Source organism: Pandoraea sp. B-6 (assembly GCF_000282835.1).
GTDB classification, from domain to species: Bacteria; Pseudomonadota; Gammaproteobacteria; order Burkholderiales; family Burkholderiaceae; genus Pandoraea; species Pandoraea cepalis.
Map to the genome: position 1 here is coordinate 24,062 of NZ_KB290559.1, position 23,434 is coordinate 47,495.

A 23,434-nucleotide genomic window follows, 5' to 3' on the forward strand; every position below is an offset into this window, starting at 1 on the left:
GCGGTCTGCCGAAGGCCGCCGGGAGGCCCGGCGTTACGGCTTGTCACGTATTCGTGCATTAAGTGGGGGAATAGTTGTTTACAATGGAGCCTTGCCGCGCGGCAGGCCGCCCGTCTGCCCGCCCAACCGCATGGCTTGATGACGACGAAATCTTCCTACTCTGCTGGTGCCGGATCGTCGTTACCCAACCGGGTGACGCACCTCTTCCATGAAATTCGCTGGATGGCGCAGGTCGCGCTGATGGTGTTCTTGCTGATGGCGTTGCTCTCGTACAGCCGTCTGGACCCCAGCTGGACGCATGCGGCGCACGTGGAGCGCATCGCCAATTGGGCGGGGCGCGTGGGGGCCTGGGTGGCCGATATGCTGCTGCTCATGCTGGGCCTTTCCGCGTATTGGCTGGTGGTGTTCATCGCCCGGCGCGTGATTTCCGGCTATCGCCGGATCTCGGCCAAGCGCGAAGCGCCCCCGCTGCGCGAACGGCTGGCCAGCGGCGGATGGGTCGAGATCGTTTCGTCCCTGATGCTGTTGCTCTCCAGTGCCGGCATCGAATCGCTGCGTCTATATCGCCTCAAAGCCCAATTGCCGCGCGCCTCGGGCGGCGTGATCGGCGAGACTGTCGGCGGCTTCTTCCAGCACGCGTTCGGGTTCACCGGCGGCACGCTGGCATTGCTGCTCATCTTCGTTTTCGGCCTGTCGCTGCTGTTCCATTTCTCGTGGCTGAGCGTTGCCGAGCAGTTCGGCGCGTTGATTCTCGATACCGGCACCGTGATCCGCCGCCGCCGCGAGGCGCGCCAGGACCGTCGGCTGGGCGAGGAGGCCGCAATCGCACGCGAAGGCGCCATCGTGCAGAACCGCGTGCGTGCGGAAGTGCACGAACCGGTGCAGATCGTGCCGCCCGTCAAGGTCGTGGCTCGCAGCGAGCGTGTCGAGAAGGAAAAGCAGGCGCCGCTGTTTGCCGATTTGCCCGATTCGATCCTTCCGCCGCTCGCGTTGCTCGACGCCGCCCCGGCCGCACAGGAGACCGTCTCGGCCGAGACGCTCGAATTCACATCACGCCTCATCGAGAAGAAGCTCAAGGATTTCGGGGTCGACGTGAGCGTCGTGGCCGCATATCCGGGGCCGGTCATCACGCGCTACGAAATCGAACCGGCCACCGGCGTGAAGGGCAGCCAGATCGTCAACCTGGCGAAGGATCTGGCGCGCTCGCTTTCGCTCGTATCGATTCGCGTGGTCGAAACCATTCCCGGCAAGAACTTCATGGGGCTGGAACTGCCGAATCCGCGTCGTCAGACGGTGCGGTTGACGGAGATTCTCGGCTCCGAGATATACAACGACTCGGCGTCGCTGCTCACGCTCGCGCTGGGCAAGGACATCAGCGGCAAGCCCGTGGTGGCCGATCTGGCGAAAATGCCTCACTTGCTGGTGGCCGGTACTACGGGCTCGGGCAAGTCGGTGGGGATCAACGCGATGATCCTGTCGCTGCTCTACAAGGCGACTGCCGAGCAGGTGCGGCTGATTCTGATCGATCCGAAGATGCTCGAAATGAGCATGTACGAAGGCATTCAGCATCTGCTGTGCCCGGTAGTCACGGACATGCGTCAGGCGGGCCATGCGCTGAATTGGGTCGTGGCCGAGATGGAGCGCCGTTACAAGCTTATGAGCAAGCTCGGCGTGCGCAACCTCGCCGGTTACAACAACAAGATCGACGACGCCGCCAAGCGCGAAGAGCACATCCCGAATCCGTTCTCGCTCACGCCCGACGCGCCGGAGCCGTTGCAGCGCCTGCCGTATATCGTCGTGGTGATCGACGAGTTGGCCGACCTGATGATGGTCGTCGGCAAGAAGGTCGAAGAGCTGATCGCGCGCATCGCGCAGAAGGCGCGTGCGGCGGGTATTCACCTGATTCTGGCAACGCAGCGTCCGTCGGTCGATGTCATTACCGGGTTGATCAAGGCGAACGTGCCGACGCGCGTGGCGTTCCAGGTGTCGTCGAAGATCGATTCGCGCACCATTCTCGACCAGCAGGGGGCCGAGACGCTGCTGGGCATGGGCGACATGCTTTACATGCCGCCGGGCACGGGATTGCCGTTGCGGGTGCACGGGGCGTTCGTGGCCGATGACGAAGTGCATCGCGTGGTCGAGCGCCTGCGCGAGCAGGGCGAGGCGAATTACGTCGAGGGCATTCTGGACGGCGTTGTCGACGGTGAAGACGGCGGCATCGACGGTGCCGGTGGCGCCGGCGGCGGAACCGGCGAGGGCGGTGGCGAGTCCGACCCGCTGTACGATCAGGCCGTGGCCGTGGTGCTCAAACAGCGCCGTGCGTCGATTTCGTTGGTACAGCGGCATCTGCGCATCGGCTACAACCGGGCGGCGCGACTGCTCGAACAGATGGAACAGTCCGGCGTTGTGTCGGCGATGGCGAGCAACGGTAACCGGGATATTCTGGTGCCGAATCGCGAAGGAGAGTAAGGAATATGTTGGGATTCAAGCGCGGCTTGCCGCTTATCGCGGGTGCTGTTGGTGTGTCGCTGGCGGCGCTGGTTGCCCCCGCCTATGCCAGCGGCACGGCGCAGCTCAAGGCGTTTGTCGCGCAAGTGAAGTCGGCGCGTGGCGAGTTTGAGCAGAAGCAGGTCAAGGGCCAGCAGGATGGGGCCGTGAAGGTGTCGAACGCAGCCTCGGGGACCTTCGAGTTTGCGCGCCCGGGCCGCTTCATCTGGCGCTACGTCAAGCCTTACGACCAACTGCTGCAGGCCGACGGCGAGACGCTCTACATCTATGACAAGGATCTGAACCAGGTGACCGAGCGCAAGCTGGGCGCTTCGTTGGGCGCGAGCCCGGCGGCGATCCTGTTCGGCAGCAACGACATCGAGAAGAATTTCACCCTCAAGGATGCCGGCGTGAAGAATGGCATCGACTGGGTGGAGCTGAAACCGAAGGCGAAAGACACGCAGTTCCAGCGCGTGGGTATCGGGTTTCGCGACGGGAATCTGGCGGCGATGGAACTCTACGATGCGTTCGGCAACGTCACGTTGTTGACATTCGACAAGATGCAGAAGAATCCGCCGATGCCGGCGGACAGCTTCAAGTTCACGATGCCCAAGGGGGCGGATCTGATCAAGGGTTGAACGCACTTCGTCCGCGTCAGTCCGCGCTGTGCCCGTCCTCGGTGGCGTTACTTGCCGGCGGGGTGGTGTCCGGGCTGGCATAATGGGGACATCTGACGATCTGAAAGCGGCCGGGGATTCCCCGGCCGCGCTGCTTGAGAACATGTCAAACGACGCCCCTCTGTCGGCTTCGGTGCCTTTGGCCGAGCGCCTGCGCCCCCGTACCATCGACGACGTGATTGGCCAGCGCCATTTGCTGGGCAAGGGGAAGCCTTTGCGCGTGGCGTTCGAAGCGGGACGTCCGCACTCGATGATTCTGTGGGGGCCGCCGGGCGTGGGCAAGACCACGCTGGCGCGCCTGATGGCGGATGCGTTCAAGGCATACTTCATCGCCCTGTCGGCGGTGCTCTCCGGGGTCAAGGATATTCGCGACGCTGTCGAAGCCGCGCAGATCCAGCGCGGACAGGGCAAGCAAACCGTGGTGTTCGTCGACGAGGTGCATCGCTTCAACAAGGCGCAGCAGGACGCGTTCCTGCCGCACGTCGAATCGGGGCTCTTCATTTTCGTGGGGGCGACGACGGAGAATCCGTCGTTCGAGGTGAATGGAGCGTTGCTCTCACGCGCGGCGGTGTATGTCCTCAAGAGCCTGAACGACGACGAACTCGGCGAGATGATCGTGCGCGCGGCGCATGAACTGGGCGACATCGGATTTACGGACGAAGCGCGCCAGGGCCTGATCGATTCGGCGGACGGCGATGGCCGGAAGCTGCTCAACAACGTGGAGATCGTCGCGCAGGCAGCGGCGATGCAGAACGTCACGACGATTGACGAAGCGTTGCTCGCCAGCGTGCTTGCCGAGAATCTGCGGCGCTTCGACAAGGGCGGCGATGCGTTCTACGACCAGATCAGCGCGTTGCACAAGTCGGTGCGGGGCAGCTCGCCGGACGGTGCGCTTTACTGGTTCTGCCGCATGCTCGACGGCGGCGCCGATCCGCGCTATCTCGCGCGCCGGATTGTGCGCATGGCGTGGGAGGACATCGGTCTGGCCGATCCGCGCGCGGCGCGCATCGCGCTCGACGCGGCAGAGACTTACGAGCGCCTCGGCACGCCTGAAGGCGAACTCGCCCTCGCGCAGGCCATCTTGTATCTTGCGGCGGCGCCGAAGTCGAACGCCGGCTATAACGCTTACAACCAGGCGCGGGCATTCGTCGGCAAGGACAAGTCGCGGGCGGTGCCGATCCATCTGCGCAACGCGCCCACGAAGTTGATGAAGGAACTTGGCTACGGCCACGAGTACCGCTATGCGCATGACGAGCCCGATGCCTACGCGGCGGGCGAGACGTATTTCCCCGACGATCTGCGCGCCCAGCATTGGTACCGTCCGGTGCCGCGGGGGCTGGAGGGCAAGATTGGGGAGAAGCTCAACTGGTTGAAGTCGCTCGATGCCGAGTGGCGGCGCGCGAACACCAAGGGGCGTGGTGCCGATGCCCCGGCGAAGTCGTCGGGTGCGGGGGCGATGCCTTCCGGAAAGCCTGCGCCGGCCGAGCCTTCCGACGATGAATCGGCCTGACGCGGACGCGCCTGCCGTCGCCAACACGCCAAATGGCGAAATCGCCGTGTGCGTTTGGTAAAATCCCTGGCTTGATGCTGCCTCCGGTGCCTTGATGGGCAAGCGGGCAGCCAGAACGAATTTTTTGGCCCACGACGATGGGCCGCTAACGACAGACACCCCACCATGCTCGACATTCAACTTCTTCGCAAGGATCTCGACGGCGTTGCGGCGCGACTCAAGGCGCGCGGCTACACGCTGGACGTGGCGACGTTTGCTGCGCTCGAGGCGGAGCGCAAGCAGATTCAGACGCAAACCGAGGAGCTGCAGGCCCGCCGCAATGCGCTCTCGAAGCAGGTCGGCATGAAAAAGGGCAAGGGCGAGGACGCCTCGGCGGAAATCGCTGAAGTCGGCGGCATTGCGGACACGCTCAAGGCGTCGTCGGTGCGTCTGGAGGAGATTCAGACGCGTCTGTCGGACGTATTGCTGGGCGTGCCGAACTTGCCGCACGAGAGCGTGCCTCTCGGCTCGGACGAAACGCAGAACGTGGAAGTGCGCCGCTGGGGCACGCCGCGCGCGTTCGACTTCACGCCGCGCGATCACGTCGATCTGGGCGCTGCGCTGGGTCTGGACTTTGACGCGGCGGCGAAGCTCGCCGGTGCGCGCTTTTCGGTGATGAAGGGCGGTATTGCCCGTCTGCATCGTGCGTTGGCGCAGTTCATGCTCGATACGCACACGAGCGAGCATGGCTATACGGAAACGTACGTGCCGTACATCGTGAATGCGGCGTCGATGCGTGGCACGGGGCAGCTTCCGAAGTTTGAGGACGATCTGTTCAAGGTGCCGCGCAAGGTGGGCGGTGAGGACGGCGAGCGCATCGAGAACTTCTATCTGATTCCGACGGCGGAAGTGTCGCTGACGAACCTTGTGCGCGACGAATTGCTGGCGGGCGATGCGTTGCCCCTGCGCATGGTGGCGCATACGCCGTGTTTCCGTTCGGAAGCGGGCAGCTATGGCAAGGACACGCGCGGCATGATTCGCCAGCATCAGTTTGACAAGGTCGAGTTGGTGCATGTGGTGCGTCCGGAGGAGTCGTACGACGCGCTGGAGATGCTGGTGGGGCATGCGGAAACGATTCTGAAGAAGCTTGAACTACCGTTCCGCACAATTGTGCTGTGTACGGGCGACATGGGCTTCGGCAGCGCGAAGACGTACGACATGGAAGTCTGGATTCCGGCGCAGAACACGTACCGCGAGATTTCGTCGTGTTCGAACATGGAGAGCTTCCAGGCCCGACGGATGCAGGCGCGTTTCCGCAATGCGCAGGGCAAGCCGGAGTTGGTGCACACGCTCAACGGTTCGGGGTTGGCCGTGGGGCGCGCGCTGGTAGCGGTGCTGGAGAACTACCAGAACGCGGACGGCTCGGTGACGGTGCCCGATGTGCTGCGTCCGTATATGGGCGGCATCGAGCGCCTCGCGCCGGCTGCGTAAAAAAATTGGAGAAAGGGGGTTGGCGGCTGACGAAATTCGGCTATAATCTCTTTCTCGCTGCTTGAGGCCACTTGGGCAGCGAACCAAAGCAAAAAGAACGCTTGGAGAGGTGGCAGAGTGGTCGAATGCGCCGGACTCGAAATCCGGTGTACGGTTATACCGTACCGTGGGTTCGAATCCCACCCTCTCCGCCAAGCATCTTGCTTTGTAAAGAAGTGCCCGCTAACCTAGCGGGCATTTTTGTTTTTGCGGTGGGAATTTTTTGTTCTGTCTTTTTCACCGCGCTTGCCAGCGAGGCGACGGCTAGGTGGGCATACCGTTGCGTGCTACGCGTATCCCGATGCCCGAGGATACGTCCGGCCGTGAATAAATCGACTTCCGCATTCACCGACGCACTCGCCGCACTATGCCGCAAGTCACGGAAGTACAGATGCGGCATTTCCATATCTCGCCGCGCTCGCTCGAACGCTCGTTGAATTGCGATCTTTGGCGTTGCTTGCTTGAGACTTCGCGCGCGGGCTGCAATGCGAGGCTGTATTGGCACAAGACGCGGCATCCCGTTCTTGGTGTCAGCAAGCCAGAAAGCCGCCTCCCGGATCTGAAACCGAAGAATTTCCTCAAGCCGCATTCCCGAATAAAACGCGATGCGAATTGCTTTGCGCGCGTCCACGTGAGGGCGGGCCCCCGCAAGTCGCAGCATTTGATCCTGAGTGACATAGTGTTGCCGTTCGTTCCTGACGCTCGGCATTCCCACACGTGCTGCCGGGTCGTCGTCCCCGATGTCGCGACGACGCCAAGCGTAGCGACATGCACTTGTAGGATGTCGGAGGAGACGTCGATGCAGCCATGACGTTTCTTTCGGATCAGCGATGCTCGACTGCGCCGTGACATGTGCACGCGGGGGGAGGCTGATAGCTTGCGTACCGACGAGGCGCCCGGTGAGCGTGAGGGCGACTTCATGAGGCTTGATGTAGAGCGCCTGCCCGGTTGTGGAAACGCACTGGTCGCAGCGCTGATGGACAACCGGGAGCGCCATGTATTCGGCAGATGCACGTTGCCGGGCATGGATCTGGCCTCGGTGGCCTGCGCCATCCGGAACATGTGGCTCGCGGCGTGTGCTGCAGGCGTCGGCTTGGGCCGGGTCTCATCGTTCGAGCCTGTGGCACTGGGCAAGCGACTGCGACTACCGTCTGGCGCCAAAGCCGTGACCATTCTTTGCCTTCGGCACGTAACGCTATTCCATGCCAAGCCAAAGCGGGAACAGGAAGACTGGGCTCACCGGCAGCCACTGGAAACGCTGCTGTTTGAGAACCATTGGCAACATCCAGAATAAGGGACAGGCCATCACCCTATGGCCTGCCTGAGGCTAGCCCAAAAGATAATGAATAGGTGGCACTTTTAGCCTCATCTCCGCCGTTTGCCAGTATTAAGCAGTGACTATCATCAAGCCCTGTTGATGGCTCTGTATCTCCAGGTCTTTGCGCGAGAAAACGTGTCGCCCTTGTGAAAAGCCTGTGATTGCCAATCCAATCGTCTTTTGGGATACGGACAGGGACCCGCCTCAACACTTGGAACGGAAGTCCGGCATGCCGTATTTCCAATGCGGCTTAGCCTTTTTCGTTTATTTAAAGTCCACGCGATATACGGAGTTCTTATGCTGCAACATATCAAGTTTCTGTTACGCGACGAGCGCGGCGTTAGTGCACTCGAATACGCAGTGCTTGCCGGCATTGTGGTCATCGCAGTGGTGGCGGCCGGCGCGATCTTCAGTGGCACCGGCGGTCTGCCCGCTCTGTTCCAGAACATGGTGACGAAAGTTACGAACGCGCAGAACGGCTGATAGAAGTCGTCTTGAGATGCTAGGCCCGTAGACAGCCCGCCAGACGGCGGGCAATTCAAGATAATGCACCTTATGCTGTATGCGGCGAAATCGATGGCGTGCGTTGCATTGACATCACTAGCAGTTCAAGACGTTCGCTCCCGATGCTTGTCCACGCGTGCAGTATTGCTGGTTGTCATTCTTTATTGGGTTGATGCCGAAGTCGCGGGCGCTAGCGTTGCCTCGCTGGCGGCTCACCTGGCTGCCGCCACAACGGCTTTCGCACTATTCGCGGTGTTGTTCCGCGGCGGGTGGATGGGAGGGGGGGATGTCAAGCTTGCCGCCGCAGTTTTTCTTTGGGCGGGCCCAGCGTTTGCATGGCCGGTGTTCTTCATTGTATCGATATGCGGTCTTGTCCTCGCTCTGAGCACACTTGTGATTGAACGGTGCCGGGACAATGCGACGCGCGTTGCGCGCTCACCGGTGCAGCCTCGATCAAAACTCGGTGTGCCATACGGTGTTCCCTTGGCGCTTGGAGGCATGGCTGCCATCTGGTTCCCCGTGCTGAACTCGCTGTAGTTAATACAGATCCACTGCCGCGACCATGCCCAGCCTCTTAAAGACCGTAATCCTCTTGATTTTCGCTGTGATCGGCGCGGTTGTTTTCCGTGCACTGTTCATTGCAGCTTCGCAGCCAGGCCCTGCGCGCCCGCCAGTGATGGATCGCGTGCGCGTCGCAGCCGCTGATCTACCGGAAGGCATGTTGTTGCGCGACAGCGATCTTGCATGGAAAGACCTGCCTCACAAGCAGGTACCGCAAGGCGCGCTTGTCAAAAGTCAGGGCAGTGAGGCAGACGGGGCCGACTTGAAAGGTGATGTCCTGCGCCATGCGGCCCGAGCCGGCACGCCACTAGGGACGGCCGACGTAATCACGCCCAGTGCACCGGGTTTTCTCGCTGCTGCGTTGAAGCCCGGGATGCGTGCGATTTCGGTCGCGATCGATGATGTATCAGGTAACGCAGGCTTGATTCAACCCGGCGACTATGTTGACGTGCTGTTGACGCAACAACTCGGCGGTCCCGCCGGCGTGCCGGGTGCGATGGCTCGCGCAGTAGAGAGCGAGACCGTGGTCAGCCGGGTCCGTGTCCTGGCAGTCGGCTCCGTCTTCCAACGACCCAAGGCCGAAACACCTGACGCGAATACCCGTGCCCGAACCGTCACGTTCGAAGTGACATCGCATACCGCAGAAGTGATCGCCGTCGCGACACACCTGGGCTCACTTTCACTGGCGCTTCGCAGTTTTGCGACGAGCGATCGCAATCCTGCCATCAGTGGCAACGAGACGCTGTCTCAGACTCCACCCGTGTGGGCTGGTGATGTCTCGCGGGCATTTTCGACAGCACGGGTGGCCGCGCACGATAAAGCGGCAACCGTGTCGACGGGGCCACACCCAGTGATTGTTTACCGCGGCTCAAAGGTATCGGACGCGCAGCAGAGTTCTCGACTGCAGGGCGGCCCGACGAGCGTAGCTGGACTTCCCCTGCTGCCGCCGAATCCATCGACGACGGTCGCCGGACAGCCTTCGTTGCCTGAGCAGTCCACAACCCAACGCTGACACTTTGGGCCTCAGCCAGGGCATGGCCGGGATCTGACAGGAGGGATTCATGTTGCATGGTGTCTATTCGGCAGTCCGGGTGCGATTAATAGTCGTACTGGGGCTTTGGGCTGTGTTGATTCATGGCGCATTCGCCGCCAACGCTGCCCCATTGCTGGCACTCCCGGCGGGCGGCGGGGAAATGCTGCACCTGTCGGAACCGGCCGTCGCGGTGTTCGTCGCCGATCCGAACGTTGCTGACGTGCACGTGCCAACCTCGCAGACCGTATTCGTACTCGGCAAAAAGGCCGGTACCACGACATTGTTCGCGCTCGGCGCCAACAATCGCACCATCCTGCGCGAGACCGTGGTGGTGAGCGCTGATACGCTTTCCATGCAGCGCATGCTCGAGGCCCGGTTTCCCCGATTTCATGTGAACGTGACAGGCGCTCCCGGCTCGCTGATGGTGACAGGGCGCGTGCCGGATGCGGCGGACGCGGACGCTGTAATGCAGTCCCTCACTCCCTATCTTCACGACAAGGAAACGCTGGTCAACAGGTTGACGTTGACGAGGCCAATCCAGGTTAATTTGCGGGTTCGCATCACCGAAGTGGATCGCAATATTACCCAGCAGCTCGGCATCAACTGGAATGCGCTCGGTCAAAGTGGTAATTTCGTCGGGGGCCTGTTTAGCGGTCGTGGGGCTGCAGCCGAAACGACCCTATCGTCAACGGGTGCGTTTTCGATCCTCGGGGCGTTCCACGCCGGCAAATGGGCCATTGACGGAGTACTCGAGGCGCTTGATCAGGAAGGCCTGATCACGATGCTTGCCGAACCGAACCTCACTGCGATGTCCGGAGAAACTGCCAGCTTCCTTGCTGGCGGCGAGTTCCCGATTCCCGTCCCGCAAGGCCAGAACAATGCCATCACGATTGAATTCAAGCCTTATGGCGTGTCGCTCGATTTCACGCCCACGGTACTTGCGGACAACCGGATCAGCCTGAAGGTCCGCCCGGAAGTCAGCGAGATCGATCCAACCAACAGCGTGACGGTCAACAGTATCAAGGTGCCTGCACTTACCGTGCGTCGTGTCGAGACGACAGTCGAATTGTCGAGCGGGCAAAGCTTCGCGATCGGTGGACTGCTGCAAAGCAATACCAGTGACGTGCTGGCCGAACTGCCAGGTCTCGGACGCCTGCCGGTGCTGGGTAAACTGTTTTCCTCAAAGAACTATCTGAACAACAAGTCAGAAGTGGTGGTCATCGTTACGCCCTACATCGTGCAGCCTGTGGATCCCGGCCGACTGCGTCAACCAATCGATACGATCATGCATCCAAGCAGCGATATCGAGTATGTGCTGCAACGTACGCTGGGGCTCGACCCACTTTCCGGCACCGTGCCACGCCTCGTCGGCGCTGCGGGCTTCGTCTACTGATCAACCGGGAGTCACATCATGCGCCTTGGGCTAACCGGATTTTGCCTACTGCCATTTTTGGTGTCTGGGTGCATGTCTGCGCACCCACCACTCGGTCTGCCGGACGCATCGATAGTCAGCTTCGACGGCCGCGAGGCCATACCACCGGACTGCGTCGCGTTGGTTCAGCCATCGCATCTGATCGATGCGGGTATTGCACGTCCCGGCGTGCCATTCGGCTGCGCCACATACACAAATCTTGCGGTGATGCTCGCACGGCCGGCTGATCTCGTTGATCCAATCCCATACGGCGGCGTCGATGCTGCGACGGCGTCAAGCGCGGTACGCCGGTTTGAGGAGGGGCGCGTGAAGCAGCCTAACGTTACGTCGACTACGACCCAATTGACACACTAACGGGCGTAAACCTCCATGAGTGCCTTGGAAATCCTTCGCCCTGGCAATTCAGCCGCAGTTCGTGCGGCTGAATTGCTTGCAGTCTTCTCCGATGCAACAAGCGTCGACGCCATCAAAAACCTGATCGTCGATCATGCGATGCAGGATGCACACGCACAAACTGGCAGTATCGACGACGCAATACGGCTCCTGCGGGAACTCGAACGGCCGCCGCGACAACTGCTCGTGGATGTGTCCGGTTCGGAAATGCCGATTTCAGACCTCGCGCGTCTCGCCGAAGTGTGCGCTCCGTCGGTTGCCGTGGTGGTTATCGGTGATCGCAACGACGTTGGTCTGTTTCGCAGTTTGCTCGAAATTGGGATACAGGACTACCTCGTCAAACCGGTGACGGTAGAACTGTTGCGACGTGCGCTCGCGGCAAGGGATCCAGCAGCGCAAGCTCGTACGGGCAAGGTGATCAGCTTTGTCGGCGCAAGGGGCGGGGTAGGCGTCACGACCATTGCTGTTTCGCTCGCGCGCCATCTGACTGGGGAGACGCTCAGACACGTGGTCTACGTCGATCTCAATCTGCATGGTGGAGCCGGTGACTCGATGCTCGGTTTGCGCAGCAGCAACGGCCTCGCCGAGCTGTTGCAGGATACGCAGGGTGTCGATCCGCAGTCGCTCGATCGCGCCTTGGCAACAGCTGGCGACCGCCTCTGCACCCTGTCGTCAGAGCTTCCGTATGACACCGAGTTCGCTGTGCGTCCGAGCGCGGTCACCAACCTTATCAACACACTCAAGCGACGCTTCCACTATGTTCTAGTCGATTTGCCCTGTCGGGGCGGGCGGAGCGTGGAAGAAGCCCTCGATGCGTCGCAGGTGGTCTGCATCGTTGCCGATCCCTCTGTATATGCGGCGCGCGAGTGCGTACGTCTGCTCCGGTTTACTGCGGAGCGCTCAAGCGAACCGGTTGTCTCGGTGCTTTTGAACAATCCGCTCGAACCCGTTTCGGGCCGCGTCCAACCACTGGACTTCAAGCGCGCGCTCGGACGTGCATCGCTGCATGAGTTGCCTTACGATCCGAAGTCCCTTGCGCGAGCCGAAAATCTCGGAGAGGCGCTTCCCACTCACAAGAAGCCTCTCGGGTTTGCCGCTGCTATCAAACGCATTTCAAACGAACTCACCGGCCGCGATTCCCCACCTCCTGTTCGCTGGTATTCGCGGTTCACAAAGTTGGGGAGGTCGTCGTAATGTTCGGAACGAGGAAGCACGCACCAGCACCTTTGCCGCGCGCAGAGCAGGAACTCGCGCAACCCGCGGTACCCGCGCCTGCGCCCTCACGCACATTGGCGGACGGTCATGAAGCACTGATTCGCTCGGATAACTTTAAGAAGATCCGCGCCGTCGTCTTTGCATCAATGAACATGTCGGCCGCGCTGATGAAGACGCGCGACCAGGTCCGTGCCGGTATTGAGGAAATTTCTGTGGACGCGGTTGCGCGTGAGCAACTGAACGTCACGCCGGGCGAGCAGGCGCTGATTGTCAGCGAAATTCTCAATGACATGTTCGGTGTCGGCCCCATCGAACCGCTGCTTGCCGACGACGCGGTCACGGATATTCTGGTCAACGGTCCGGATCAAATCTACGCTGAGCGGCACGGCAAACTTGAACTCACGCCACTGAAGTTCCGCGACAATGCACACGTGATCAACGTGGCCCAGCGAATCGCGGCAGCAATAGGCCGGCGCGTCGACGAAAGCAGTCCGATGGTCGATGCGCGGCTCGCTGACGGTAGCCGCGTCAACGTTGTGTTGCCGCCGATCGCGCTGCGCGGCGCATCGATCTCTATCCGCAAGTTCTCCAGACGCAACATCACGCTTGCGCGCATGGCTCAACAAGGCAACATTTCCACGGAGATGGTCCATGTGCTGAAGATCGCCAGCGCCTGCCGCCTCAACATTATCGTCTCGGGCGGCACCGGTTCCGGCAAGACAACACTGCTCAATGCACTGTCGCACCACATCGACGAACACGAACGCATCGTGACAATCGAGGACGCTGCCGAACTGCAATTACAGCAGCCACACGTCGTAAGCCTTGAGACGCGCCCCGAAAACAGCGAAGGACTCGGCGCGGTAAATCAGAGAGATCTGGTGCGGAATGCATTGCGGATGCGCCCTGACCGCATCATCTTGGGCGAAACACGGGGGACCGAGGCCTTCGATGTGCTGCAGGCGATGAATACGGGCCACGACGGCTCGATGACGACGATTCATGCGAACACGCCGCGCGACGCGATCACCCGGCTCGAAAGCATGGTCATGATGGCGAATGGAAATCTGCCGCTTACAGCCATTCGGCGCCAGATTGCGAGTGCCGTACACCTGATCCTGCAAATCGAACGCATGCGCGACGGAGTGCGCCGCGTCACACGAGTGACCGAGCTTGCCGGAATGGAAGGTGATGTGATAATCACGCAGGATCTGTTCGCGTTCCGCTACGATGCTGCCGCTTACCACGAAGACGTCAGAGGAACGTTTGAATCGTCCTCGCTGCGACCGGTGTTCGCGACACGCGCAGCCTACTATGGTTTCGAAGCGGCGCTGATGGAGGCGCTGCGGCCATGACGCCACCGGACATCGTCGCGGTAGCCGCGTTTGTCGCCATTGTTCTGGCAGGCAGCATCGTGTCGTCGTTGCGCGATATGGCTCGGCATCGACCACAGCGCCGCATCCGGGACCGCATGACCCAGCTCCATCGGATGCGGGTTGCAACCCAGCAGCCTGCGAGTGCGGACTCGATCGGCGAGCTCTTCGAACGGCCGAACGACTACGGCGTGTTCCAGCGGTGGTTCCAGCGACGCGTGCAGCGGGTCAAGGCCGTGAGTGGCACGGCCGGTATTCGCCTCATCTGCATGAGCGGTTTTGGTAGTGCTGTGCTTGCGTTCATCGTCATACGGCTTGCACCGCTTCCCGGGTGGTCGCATCCTTTGATCTATGCCGGTGCGCCAATGGTAGCGATAAGAGTCACTTACCGATTTCTGATCGGTCGCTTTCGCGCGCGGTTTCTTCTCGTATTTCCGGATACGCTCGACCTTATCATCCGCGCAGTACGGGCCGGCATACCGGTCGTGCAGGCAATCAGTACCGCTGGCCAAGAAGCGGAGGAACCCGTTCGGTCGACTTTCCGGACGATGGGTGACAGTCTGCGGCTGGGCGTAGACCTGAAAGAAGTGCTCGACAAGGCCGTCGCAAGCCTACAGATTGCCGATTTTTCCTTTTTCGCCGTGTGCTTGCTGCTGCAACGTGAAACAGGCGGAAATCTCGGAGAAACGCTCGAGAACCTTTCTGCAATCATTCGCACCCGCAGGGACATTCGACTGAAAACCCGAGCCCTAACAGCGGAGGGACGCATCGCGAGCAAAATTATCGCCGCGGTGCCATTCGTTGTTACGGGGTTCCTTTATATCGTCAACCGTCCCTACGTCAACTTGCTGTTCCATACCCGCGCTGGGCACAAGATGCTGACGCTAGCGGCGGTGCTTATGCTCGTCGGCCTCGCTCTCATTCAGAAAATCTCGAAGCTGGACACATCGCGATGAATCTTATTGACATCGGAACGGTTCGCGACCTGCTGCTGCTGCTCCTGCTGTGCGGTGGACTGCTAGTCACGCTTAAGTCGCCGTACAGCATTCGCCGTCGGATCGCTCATCGCATGCGTCACGAAGCGATGCGAGCGGAAACTCAACAAGCGTTGCGTGCTGAAGAGCACGTGGCGCATATGTGGCAGCGACTATTGAGGCGTTTTGCATCGCTTGGCGAGCGTGTGCCGTTGGGCGATGCTGCGCAGCGAAGCAAGCTCGGCAAACAGCTGGTCAAGGCCGGCTTTCGAGAGCGTCGCGCGATTTCGGTCATGATTGGTCTCAAGCTTCTGGTAGGTGCGCTGCTCGCATTAATCGCGATCGTTCTGGGTCCATATGTCCCACGCTTCGGCGATTACTTCATCTTTCGTGCGTTGATGATGGGAGGTACGCTCGTTGTAGGGATGATGCTGCCTGAGTTCGCGCTCAGCGTCGTGATCGGCCGAAGGCAAAAGGTAATAGCTTCATGTCTACCAGATGCGCTTGATCTGCTAGTGATTTGCACCAACGCCGGCAATAGTCTGGTGGTCGGCGTAACGCGCGTCGCTCGTGAGCTGAAGACTATCTGTCCGCCGCTGGCCGACGAGTTCGCCGTGACCGGCGACGAATTACAGATCGGCGGCGATAGTGCGGTTGTCTTGCGCAACCTGGCTGCGCGAATTGGCCTGCCCTCGGTGCGCGCCCTCGTCACTACCCTGATTCAGTCGCAACAATACGGAACTCCCATCACCCAGTCGCTCCGAATGCTGTCACGAGCTGAGCGGACCGCGCAGATGATGGCCCTCGAAGAGAAGGCGGCGAAACTCGCGACCAAGATGACGCTGCCGATGATGCTGTTTATTTTGCCGACGGTCGGCCTGATAGCGGCCGGTCCTGCCGTGATTCGCCTAATAGCGGTCTTCAGATGAACAAATTTCCAGCCCTGCCCCGCACGCTCTCGATCGCACTGCTACTTGGCACCGGCCTGCTGGCCGGCTGCGTCAGCGGTGGTAGCTTCAACCCACGCCCCGTCTCTCAGCAACGCAACATGGACGGGACGAGCGACCTGCGCATCGCCGACAGTGCATTGAAAGCCGGAGACGTTGAGCTCGCGACCACGCTATATGAACGCGCCTTAACGGCGAATCCCGACTCGCTCGCAGCGCAACTCGGCCTGGGTGACGCCATGTACCTTGCCGGTGACATGGAGAAGGCCCGGGCGCTATATCAGCGTGCTGCACAGCAGACGCCAATGAACCCGGCAGCGAAACTCGGTCTTGCTCGTGTAGCGTTGAGGCAGCGCCGGCTCGACACTGCCTTGGCGCTATATCGTGGATTGCTTGTCGCTCAGCCTGACAATCCAGTGTTTTGCGAAGGTCTGGGCACCGTGCTTGACCTGCAGGGCCGCCACGCAGATGCACAAGTAGTCTATCGCGCGGCGCTGGCCTCGCATCCGGAGGTACAGGGATTACGCGTGAACCTTGGCCTGTCACTCATCCTGGACAACAAGCTACGCGAAGCGGCAAACACGCTGCTCGACGTTGCCGGCTTGTCAGACTCACCGGTTCAGGCGCGCCAGAACCTCGCCCTCGCATACGGGCTGCTGGGCAATTCGGATGCTGCGAGGAAGATACTGCTCGTTGACCTGCCGCCGTCTTCGGCAGACGATAATCTGCGGTTCTATCGGACACTGCGCGACAGACTAGCCGGGAATCACGCGGATGCAGTTCATAACGATGGCAACGCTACAACGGCGAGTGCGTTGCCACGCTACATCAAGGCACCGAAATGAATCGGCGGGCGTTCGCCTTCAATGGGGCGCGTGGACCGGCTGGAGCGCAACGGGCGACTCGCGGCGCGGTCGCGCTCGAATTCGTGCTCGTGTTCCCGTTCCTCATGCTGGTGTTGTTTGGCATTGTCGACGTCAGCTTGCTGCTGTGCGACAAGGCCGTTATTACCAATGCCAGTCGAGAAGCGGCGCGCGCTGGCGTGGTGGTGCGGGTTCCTCAGTTGTCGGCTAGCCAGATCAGCAGTGTTGCACTGAACTACACACAGAACAATCTGGTTACGGGAGGCACGCCGACCACACCTAGCGTGGCGGTAGACCAATCAAGCGGAACGTCTCCAGGCAGTCCATTGACGGTCACTGTGACTTATCGATATCAGGGCCTGGTTCTAGGCTCGGCTTTCAGTTCACTGACTGGGCCCGTCACGCTGCGGGCCGCGACAGTGATGGAGTACGAGTGATGCCAGCCGTATTCCGCCTTGCAGCCGCGTCACGAGATCGGCCATCCAGCCGGGGCAGCGGGCAGGGCGGTTCCGTGGCGCTCTTATTCCTGCTATTTCTCATAGCGCTGCTGAGCTTTGGCGCATTCGCCGTCGACCTTGCACGTGTGAGCTTCGTGCGCAGCGAACTGCAAAACGCGGCAGACGCCGCAGCGCTGGCCGGCGCTTCCGCGCTCATGAACGCTGACAGTAGCGGTCCGAATTGGCCGCAGGCAAGAACAGCAGCGAGCAACGGTGTTGCGATGAACGGCTCAGACGGGCAAACACTGACGACGGCTACCGTTCAGACCGGCTACTGGAATCTGTCAGGCGGTCCAGCAGGGATACAGCCGACGACGATTTCACCAGGTATTGATGACGCGCCCGCTGTTCAAGTGGCTGTGGCGCGCACGGCAAACCAGAATGGTGGCGCTATCGACCTATTGCTTGGCGGCCTGCTCAACTTGCTGAGAACGCCCGGCAGTGCCATGGCCGTGGCGGTAACCGCGCCGCCGGGCACGGTCGGCACGGGCGGGCTGTTTCCCGTGGTGCTTGATCAGTGCATCTTCGACCAGTACTGGAACGCGAAGACCAATCAGCCATTGACCGATCCATCGACAGGTCAACCTTATGAATTTCGGATTACGAACGGTCAGACCTATGGTAGCGCCTGCTCGGCGGGTCAATGGACATCGTTCCTGATTAACGCGAACAACGTGCCGACCATTCGCACGCTGATTGCGGACGGCAATCCGTCTCCGTTGAGCATAGGCGATAACATTTGGATCGAACCAGGCGCGAAAACGACCATTTACCAGTCGGTACCGACGAATATCACGGTAGTCATGCCGGTCGCAACACAGATCGACAGCAAGACGTATGTTCCGATCGTTGCGTTCGCTGCGTTCTATATCGACGCATCGGTTGGAGGTAGCGGCAAGTATATTCAGGGGCATTTCGTCGGCGGTTACAAAATACCGACATCGTCGAGCGGTGTTGGACCGAATTATGGGGCGTATGTTGCGCCACGCCTCGCACAGTGACAAGGCCACCTTTTGCCTGATGGGCGTTAATGTGCAGTCGTCGTCCGGTTGCCGCGCGCACAGCGAAGGCTCAAATTCGTCCAGTGATCTGGTCGGCTAAATCCGGACCAGCCGCGATGCGAGCTTTTTGGAGAATTAATCTTTTGCAGCGACAGCAAGATGGAAAAGCCCTTGGCAGATCACTCGGGGGCATTTCCCAACAGTAGCGCTTGCGCCTCGACGACCACCTCCACCAGTAGATCGGCAAGCAGCCGCACACGTGGTGAGCGTTTGACATCGGGATGCATCACCAGCCATAGCTTTCTTATCGTGGTGCAGACGGGGTCTTGGACCAACGACAATGCATCGTCGTTGGCTGCCAGGAAATGAGGGAGTACCGCGATTCCAAGACCCACACGGGTAGCGTTGAGTAACGCAGTGAGATCGTTGCTCTTGAAGACAAAACGCCGATTGCCGGCAACCTGGCTCAGCCAGCGCTGCTGAGGTACCTGGTCAAGACTGTCGTCGTAACCCAGAAACTCCCACGCATCAGCCGGCCGGCGAGTATAACCATGGGCGGCGTAAAGTCCGTACCCCATGTCCCCAAGCGCACGTGCCGCCAGGCCCGCCGCAGTGGGCCGCGACATTCTGATCGCCAGATCGGCCTCGCCCCGCGCCAGATTGGCATCCCGCGCTTCACCAATAACCTCAAGCTCGATGTTCCGCCACCTGGAGCGCATGGCGGCCAGGCGAGGCACCAGGAAATGGCCAGCCAAGGCAGGCGGGGCCGAAAGTCGGACCGTTCCCTGCAAGGATGAAACGCCGAGTGCTACTCGCGAAAATGCCTGGGCTTCGTCATCAAGTCGGCCGGCCTGGGCGATCAGCGTCTCTCCTTCCGCCGTCAATGACCAGGCTTTGGGCAAGCGGTCGAAGAGCCTGATCCCCAGCGACTGTTCCAGTGCCTCGACGCGCCTTGCCACGGTCGAGTGCTCGACGCCGAGCCGACGAGCCGCGCCCGACAGGCTGCCCGTGCGCGCCAGTTCCAGAAAATAACGGACGTCATCCCATTGGAGGCCACGCTTGTCAACGCCAGCAATGTCTGTGTTTTTTTGCACAGTCGATGTCAAGTTTTTGAGAATTGATGGGTAATTTTGCTAGACGTAAGCTGCGCTTGCAAGCTCATCCATCAGGAGAACACCATGACACAGCGCGAATCATTTCACGCTTCATCAGCAGCGTCCCGGATCGTTATCGGTCAATATGGCGACGCGTCGGCAATGACCACCGTAGACGAACCGTTGCCTCCGCCGGCGGCCGGCGAGATCCGCGTCCGGCACACGGCGATCGGTGTCAACTATGTCGACATCTATCACCGCACCGGCCTTTACCGGCTGCCGTCGCTTCCCGCAGTGCTTGGCGTCGAGGCCGCTGGAGTCGTCGAGGCGCTCGGGCCGGATGTCCACACGGTGCGCCTGGGCCAACGCATTGCCTACGCCGGCTTACCCACCGGCGGCTATGCCAGCGCCCGCAACCTGCCGGCCGACCGGGCCATCGCATTGCCCGACGACGTACCCGACGATGCGGTGGCCAGTCTGCTGTTGCGCGGCATCACCACTCACATGCTGCTGACTTACGTCTATTCGCTGAAGGCCGGCGAAACGGTGCTCGTGCACGCCGCGGCCGGAGGTCTCGGGCTGGTGCTCGTGCAGTGGGCAAAGGCCATGGGCGCTCGCGTCATCGGCACCGTCAGTTCATCGGCCAAGGCGGAGCTGGCCATCGCACACGGATTGGACCACGCCATCAATTACCGCGATCAGGACTTCGTGGCAGGGGTCATGCGGCTGACGGACGGCCAGGGCGTCGATTACGCTATCGACGGCATCGGTGGAAAGACCCTGCTCGATACCCTCGGCTGCGTTCGTCCTTACGGTATGGTCGCCAATGTCGGCCAGGTGGCGGGTGACCCCGGACCGCTCGATCTGTCGCTGCTCGGCCCGGCGCGTTCGGTGGCGCTCTCCCGGCCCGGCGTCTTTCGCTTCATGACGGATCTGGAACGTTACCGCGAAGGTGCGCTGGCTACGATCCGGCAGCTGCAGGCTGGGCTGCGGCCGACGATCGGCGACATCCTCCCGTTGAGCAAAGCGGCGGAGGCACATCGCCGGCTCGAAGCCGGGCAAACTGTCGGTGCCATTCTCCTGCGTCCCTGAGCAAAAACAACGAGGATCATCATGCTGTTTCTCATCCTTCTCGACTATCTGCGCCCGCTGTCCGAAGTGGACGTCTACATGGACGACCATCGCGCCTTTCTGAATCGCCATTACGCGGCGGGGCACTTCCTGCTTTCGGGCCGGAAGGCGCCGCGAACCGGTGGCGTAATTCTCGCCAGAGCCAACGCGCTTGACGAAGTCTCGCAATGGATTGCCGAAGACCCCTTTCATCAGGCCGGGGTCGCCAGCTACCAAATCATTGCCTGGGAACCGACGATGGCCGCTCCGGGCATGCCCGACTTCCGAGTGTAGTGTCGCACTCCATGCCTAAACGGCAGCGCCGCGAACAGTGCCATCAAATCATCCGGGCGAGTTCGCCAAGCAGACGTTTAGCCGTGAGAAAGTGCCGTGCAGACGATACGGTTTCCTGTCTTGAAGTCGGCGACTGATTTGCCGATGCTCGAATGCGCTGACCTCTGCATTCCCGCCAAGCACGACGCGAAAAAAAGCGTTTTACCGATCCGCGAAGCCTCCCTGTCATGCGACGACCCTATGACAGGGAAGCCGACGCGGGCTTTGCGTCTAGTGCGCCAGAAAGTCGATGACCATGCGATTGAACGCGTCCGCGTGCTCCCACTGCACCCAGTGTCCACAACGGTTGAACACATGCAATTGCGCATTCGGCAAGCCGGCCAGCAGTCGCAGGCCGACGTCCATCGGCACGAACCGGTCGTCACGCCCCCAGACGATCAGCGTCGGCGCCGCGACCTCGCCCAATCGTGCGCCATAGTCCGTGAACTGTTTCGGATTCGCGGCAAGACTCTTCACGAAATTGTCGAGGTGGTCGCGATTCGCGAGCATGTTGTCGAGCCGGGCCTGCATCAGATCCTCGGTGATCGAACTCGCGTCGAAGACGAACACGTTCATCATGCGCGTCAGGTTCTCGATGGTCGGCTCCTTGTACAGACCATTGAGCAGTTTGATGCCTTCCGTCGGCATGGCCACGAATTGGCTCGGCCCGCCGGTGCCGCCGCCCATCAGGATCAGCTTGCCGACACGCGCGGGATTCGACAGGGCGAACGCGACGGTACTGTGTCCCCCCATCGAGTTGCCGATAATGTGCACGCGCTCGATGTCGAGCGCATCGAGCACAGCCTTGAGCACGCGTGCGTTCAGTTCGGAGCGCGACCCGGTGTTGACGACCGGATCGCTTTTTCCCCAGCCAGGGCAATCGACCAGCAGCACGCGGTAGCCGGCGTCGACCATCGGCTCGACGTTGCGGTTGAAATTGGCCCAGCCGGTCGCGCCGGGTCCAGAACCATGCAGCATCACGACCGTTTCGGCACCACTGCCGGCATCGTTGTAGTGAATGCGAAATTCCGCGTCCGCGTCGCGGATCGTCACGAAACGGCTCGTGGACGCCTCCGTGAGCGCTATGCCGGCCGATTGCGTTGTCGTCATGATGACTCCCTCTACCAATATTGAATCGTTGAGGATGGCGCGCGTCGCGATGAAACGCGCCACCCTCCCAAAGACTTTCTCAAGCGCTCGGAGATGCTCGACGCCACCCGGTCATCGCCCCGGCTGAGCGACGCCGGCGACCATGCGCGGTGCGAACGTGCTCACCACGCTCAGCGCGGCAACGGCTGCGATCACAATCAACGGAATGCTCGAGGACACCAGCATCGACGCACTTTGCCCCAGCGCGAACAACTGACCGGCGATCAGCGGCCCCAGGATCGAACCGAGACGCCCGACGGCTACTGCCGCCCCCACGCCCGTGCCCCGCACTTCTGTGGCATACGCCTGACCGGCCATCGAATACAGCACCGACTGCCCCCCGACCAGGAACAATCCGCAGAAGAAGGCGCCGCAGGCCATCGTCACCGCACCGTTGGCCCCCGACAACCCGGCCAGTGACAACGCAATGCCGAGGTACATGCCGATCACGGTCAGGCGCGGTGAGCAACGATCCATCACGTTCGCAATGCCGGTCGCCCCGATGCCGCCCCCCACGTTGAACATCATGATGGCCATGCCTGCCTGTGCGCGCGACAGCCCGTTGGCCACGACCATCGACGGCAGCCAGTTCATCAGGAAGTACAGGACGATGAGCGTGCCGAGGTAGCTCGTCCACAGTGCGATCGTCGTGCGCGTGCGGCCCTCCTTCCATAGCGCGTGCGTGATGCTCGGTGTCGCGCCGGGCGCGTCGTGCGGCGCCGTGGTGCCGCCGACGCCGGAGTCACGCGTCACACGCGTGGCGACAAACTGGGCAGACTCACGCAGGTAAAGCCCCAGCAGCGGCACCATCAACATCGGACCGAAGCCGCCGACGTAAAACACGTGACGCCAGCCTTCGTCGCCAGGACTCATGATGCCGATCACGGCAGCGAATGCTGCGCCGAACGGCATGCCGCAATACATGGCGCCGACAGCCGTGCTTCGCTGGCCTTCCGGTGCGGCTTCAGCGCACAGCGCGATCAGATTGGGCATGGCGGCACCGAGACCGAGACCGGTCAGAAAGCGCGCCGTCAGCAGCGATTCGAAATTCCAGGTGTGTGCCGTGGCGAGCGAGAAAATGCCGAACAGGGCGACGGACAACATCAGCACCCGTTTGCGTCCCCAACGGTCGGCCAGACGCCCGCCAAGTGCGGCGCCGGGCAACAAGCCGATGGCACCGGCGCTGAACGCCCATCCCATCTGCGCCACGGAAAGCGCGAACTCCTTGGCGATGCGTGGCGCCGCCACACCCGCCGACTGCAGATCGAGGCCTTCTAGCAGGGCGATGGCCAAACACAGTCCGATAGTCGCGAGGCGACCCTTGGCGGGCGCCGCGCCTTGCGGTGATGATGCTTGCATTGCTTTGTCTCCAGTTGCAGGAAAATCCGCTCTTCTCGGCGGTCAGGTTGAATCTTGGGAGCTACGCGCCTTACCTCTCGATGCCCGACGGCGCA

Annotated in this window: 23 protein-coding genes and 1 tRNA gene; 20 read left to right on the top strand and 4 right to left on the bottom strand. The window is 61.3% G+C overall.

Annotation, left to right across the window (positions count from 1 at the left end; translation table 11 throughout):
- Positions 1 to 138 precede the first annotated feature (138 nt).
- The 5 genes from A985_RS0121195 to A985_RS0121215 all read left to right on the top strand — a co-directional run bounded on the left by A985_RS0121195 (position 139) and on the right by A985_RS0121215 (position 6,338).
- Complete coding sequence (locus A985_RS0121195; RefSeq protein WP_039830646.1) at positions 139 to 2,469, top strand: DNA translocase FtsK; 2,331 nt, start codon at positions 139 to 141, stop codon at positions 2,467 to 2,469.
- 5 nt (positions 2,470 to 2,474) lie between these two features.
- Positions 2,475 to 3,125, top strand: a complete 651-nt coding sequence (lolA, locus tag A985_RS0121200; RefSeq protein ID WP_017235380.1) for an outer membrane lipoprotein chaperone LolA — start codon at positions 2,475 to 2,477, stop codon at positions 3,123 to 3,125.
- A 142-nt stretch (positions 3,126 to 3,267) separates the two neighbouring features.
- The gene (locus tag A985_RS26540) at positions 3,268 to 4,674 is read left to right on the top strand and encodes a replication-associated recombination protein A (protein ID WP_083902402.1); all 1,407 of its coding nucleotides are present in this window, start codon (positions 3,268 to 3,270) and stop codon (positions 4,672 to 4,674) included.
- 165 nt (positions 4,675 to 4,839) lie between these two features.
- A complete protein-coding gene (serS, locus tag A985_RS0121210) occupies positions 4,840 to 6,144 on the top strand; it encodes a serine--tRNA ligase (RefSeq protein ID WP_017235382.1) in 1,305 nt (434 codons plus the stop codon).
- Between the two features lie 103 nt (positions 6,145 to 6,247).
- Positions 6,248 to 6,338: transfer RNA gene (locus A985_RS0121215), tRNA-Ser, on the top strand.
- Here the strand turns inward: A985_RS0121215 and A985_RS27790 are convergent.
- Positions 6,299 to 6,814 (bottom strand): tyrosine-type recombinase/integrase, encoded by a 516-nt coding sequence (locus tag A985_RS27790; protein WP_157211545.1) that lies wholly within the window; start codon positions 6,812 to 6,814, stop codon positions 6,299 to 6,301. The two genes, A985_RS0121215 and A985_RS27790, sit on opposite strands and share 40 nt — an antisense overlap.
- Positions 6,815 to 7,060: 246 nt before the next feature.
- Here A985_RS27790 and A985_RS26545 point away from each other — a divergent pair, with 246 nt between their 5' ends.
- From A985_RS26545 to A985_RS0121275, 13 genes are all read left to right on the top strand, one after another.
- Positions 7,061 to 7,477, top strand: coding sequence for a 5,6-dimethylbenzimidazole synthase (locus tag A985_RS26545; protein WP_157211546.1), 417 nt, complete (start codon positions 7,061 to 7,063; stop codon positions 7,475 to 7,477).
- A 321-nt stretch (positions 7,478 to 7,798) separates the two neighbouring features.
- Positions 7,799 to 7,984, top strand: a complete 186-nt coding sequence (locus A985_RS0121225) for a Flp family type IVb pilin (RefSeq protein WP_017235384.1) — start codon at positions 7,799 to 7,801, stop codon at positions 7,982 to 7,984.
- Between the two features lie 93 nt (positions 7,985 to 8,077).
- Positions 8,078 to 8,542, top strand: coding sequence for a prepilin peptidase (locus tag A985_RS0121230; RefSeq protein ID WP_232424707.1), 465 nt, complete (start codon positions 8,078 to 8,080; stop codon positions 8,540 to 8,542).
- A 25-nt stretch (positions 8,543 to 8,567) separates the two neighbouring features.
- Positions 8,568 to 9,578, top strand: a complete 1,011-nt coding sequence (gene cpaB, locus A985_RS0121235; protein ID WP_026132249.1) for a Flp pilus assembly protein CpaB — start codon at positions 8,568 to 8,570, stop codon at positions 9,576 to 9,578.
- A 49-nt stretch (positions 9,579 to 9,627) separates the two neighbouring features.
- Positions 9,628 to 10,992 (top strand): type II and III secretion system protein family protein, encoded by a 1,365-nt coding sequence (locus tag A985_RS0121240; RefSeq protein WP_083902396.1) that lies wholly within the window; start codon positions 9,628 to 9,630, stop codon positions 10,990 to 10,992.
- An 18-nt stretch (positions 10,993 to 11,010) separates the two neighbouring features.
- A complete protein-coding gene (locus A985_RS27795; RefSeq protein WP_083902397.1) occupies positions 11,011 to 11,385 on the top strand; it encodes a CpaD family pilus assembly lipoprotein in 375 nt (124 codons plus the stop codon).
- Between the two features lie 15 nt (positions 11,386 to 11,400).
- A complete protein-coding gene (locus tag A985_RS0121245; protein ID WP_026132251.1) occupies positions 11,401 to 12,618 on the top strand; it encodes an AAA family ATPase in 1,218 nt (405 codons plus the stop codon).
- Positions 12,618 to 13,994 (top strand): CpaF family protein, encoded by a 1,377-nt coding sequence (locus tag A985_RS0121250; RefSeq protein ID WP_039830647.1) that lies wholly within the window; start codon positions 12,618 to 12,620, stop codon positions 13,992 to 13,994. Before A985_RS0121245 ends, A985_RS0121250 begins: the two co-directional genes overlap by 1 nt.
- On the top strand, positions 13,991 to 14,968 hold the full coding sequence (locus A985_RS0121255) for a type II secretion system F family protein (protein WP_017235392.1): 978 nt from the start codon (positions 13,991 to 13,993) through the stop codon (positions 14,966 to 14,968). Before A985_RS0121250 ends, A985_RS0121255 begins: the two co-directional genes overlap by 4 nt.
- Entirely contained in the window at positions 14,965 to 15,915 is a 951-nt protein-coding gene (locus tag A985_RS0121260) for a type II secretion system F family protein (protein ID WP_017235393.1), read from the top strand. The genes A985_RS0121255 and A985_RS0121260 overlap by 4 nt, the downstream gene beginning before the upstream one ends.
- Positions 15,912 to 16,778 (top strand): lipopolysaccharide assembly protein LapB, encoded by an 867-nt coding sequence (locus A985_RS0121265; protein WP_017235394.1) that lies wholly within the window; start codon positions 15,912 to 15,914, stop codon positions 16,776 to 16,778. Before A985_RS0121260 ends, A985_RS0121265 begins: the two co-directional genes overlap by 4 nt.
- The gene (locus A985_RS0121270; RefSeq protein ID WP_017235395.1) at positions 16,775 to 17,233 is read left to right on the top strand and encodes a TadE/TadG family type IV pilus assembly protein; all 459 of its coding nucleotides are present in this window, start codon (positions 16,775 to 16,777) and stop codon (positions 17,231 to 17,233) included. Before A985_RS0121265 ends, A985_RS0121270 begins: the two co-directional genes overlap by 4 nt.
- The gene (locus A985_RS0121275; RefSeq protein ID WP_083902398.1) at positions 17,233 to 18,294 is read left to right on the top strand and encodes a pilus assembly protein TadG-related protein; all 1,062 of its coding nucleotides are present in this window, start codon (positions 17,233 to 17,235) and stop codon (positions 18,292 to 18,294) included. Before A985_RS0121270 ends, A985_RS0121275 begins: the two co-directional genes overlap by 1 nt.
- A 179-nt stretch (positions 18,295 to 18,473) precedes the next feature.
- Here the strand turns inward: A985_RS0121275 and A985_RS0121280 are convergent, their stop codons facing one another.
- Positions 18,474 to 19,400 (bottom strand): LysR family transcriptional regulator, encoded by a 927-nt coding sequence (locus tag A985_RS0121280; RefSeq protein WP_232424703.1) that lies wholly within the window; start codon positions 19,398 to 19,400, stop codon positions 18,474 to 18,476.
- Positions 19,401 to 19,472: 72 nt separating this feature from the next.
- On the opposite strand from A985_RS0121280, the gene A985_RS0121285 reads away from it, so the two are divergent.
- Positions 19,473 to 20,480, top strand: coding sequence for a quinone oxidoreductase (locus tag A985_RS0121285; protein ID WP_026132254.1), 1,008 nt, complete (start codon positions 19,473 to 19,475; stop codon positions 20,478 to 20,480).
- A gap of 21 nt (positions 20,481 to 20,501) precedes the next feature.
- Positions 20,502 to 20,792: a YciI family protein gene (locus A985_RS0121290; RefSeq protein WP_017235399.1), complete on the top strand. Its 291-nt coding sequence runs from the start codon at positions 20,502 to 20,504 to the stop codon at positions 20,790 to 20,792.
- A gap of 270 nt (positions 20,793 to 21,062) precedes the next feature.
- Here A985_RS0121290 and A985_RS0121295 read toward each other — a convergent pair whose 3' ends face one another.
- Entirely contained in the window at positions 21,063 to 21,941 is an 879-nt protein-coding gene (locus tag A985_RS0121295) for an alpha/beta fold hydrolase (RefSeq protein WP_026132256.1), read from the bottom strand.
- Positions 21,942 to 22,052: 111 nt separating this feature from the next.
- A complete protein-coding gene (gene mhpT / locus A985_RS0121300) occupies positions 22,053 to 23,339 on the bottom strand; it encodes a 3-(3-hydroxy-phenyl)propionate transporter MhpT (protein ID WP_017235401.1) in 1,287 nt (428 codons plus the stop codon).
- Positions 23,340 to 23,434: the final 95 nt, after the last annotated feature.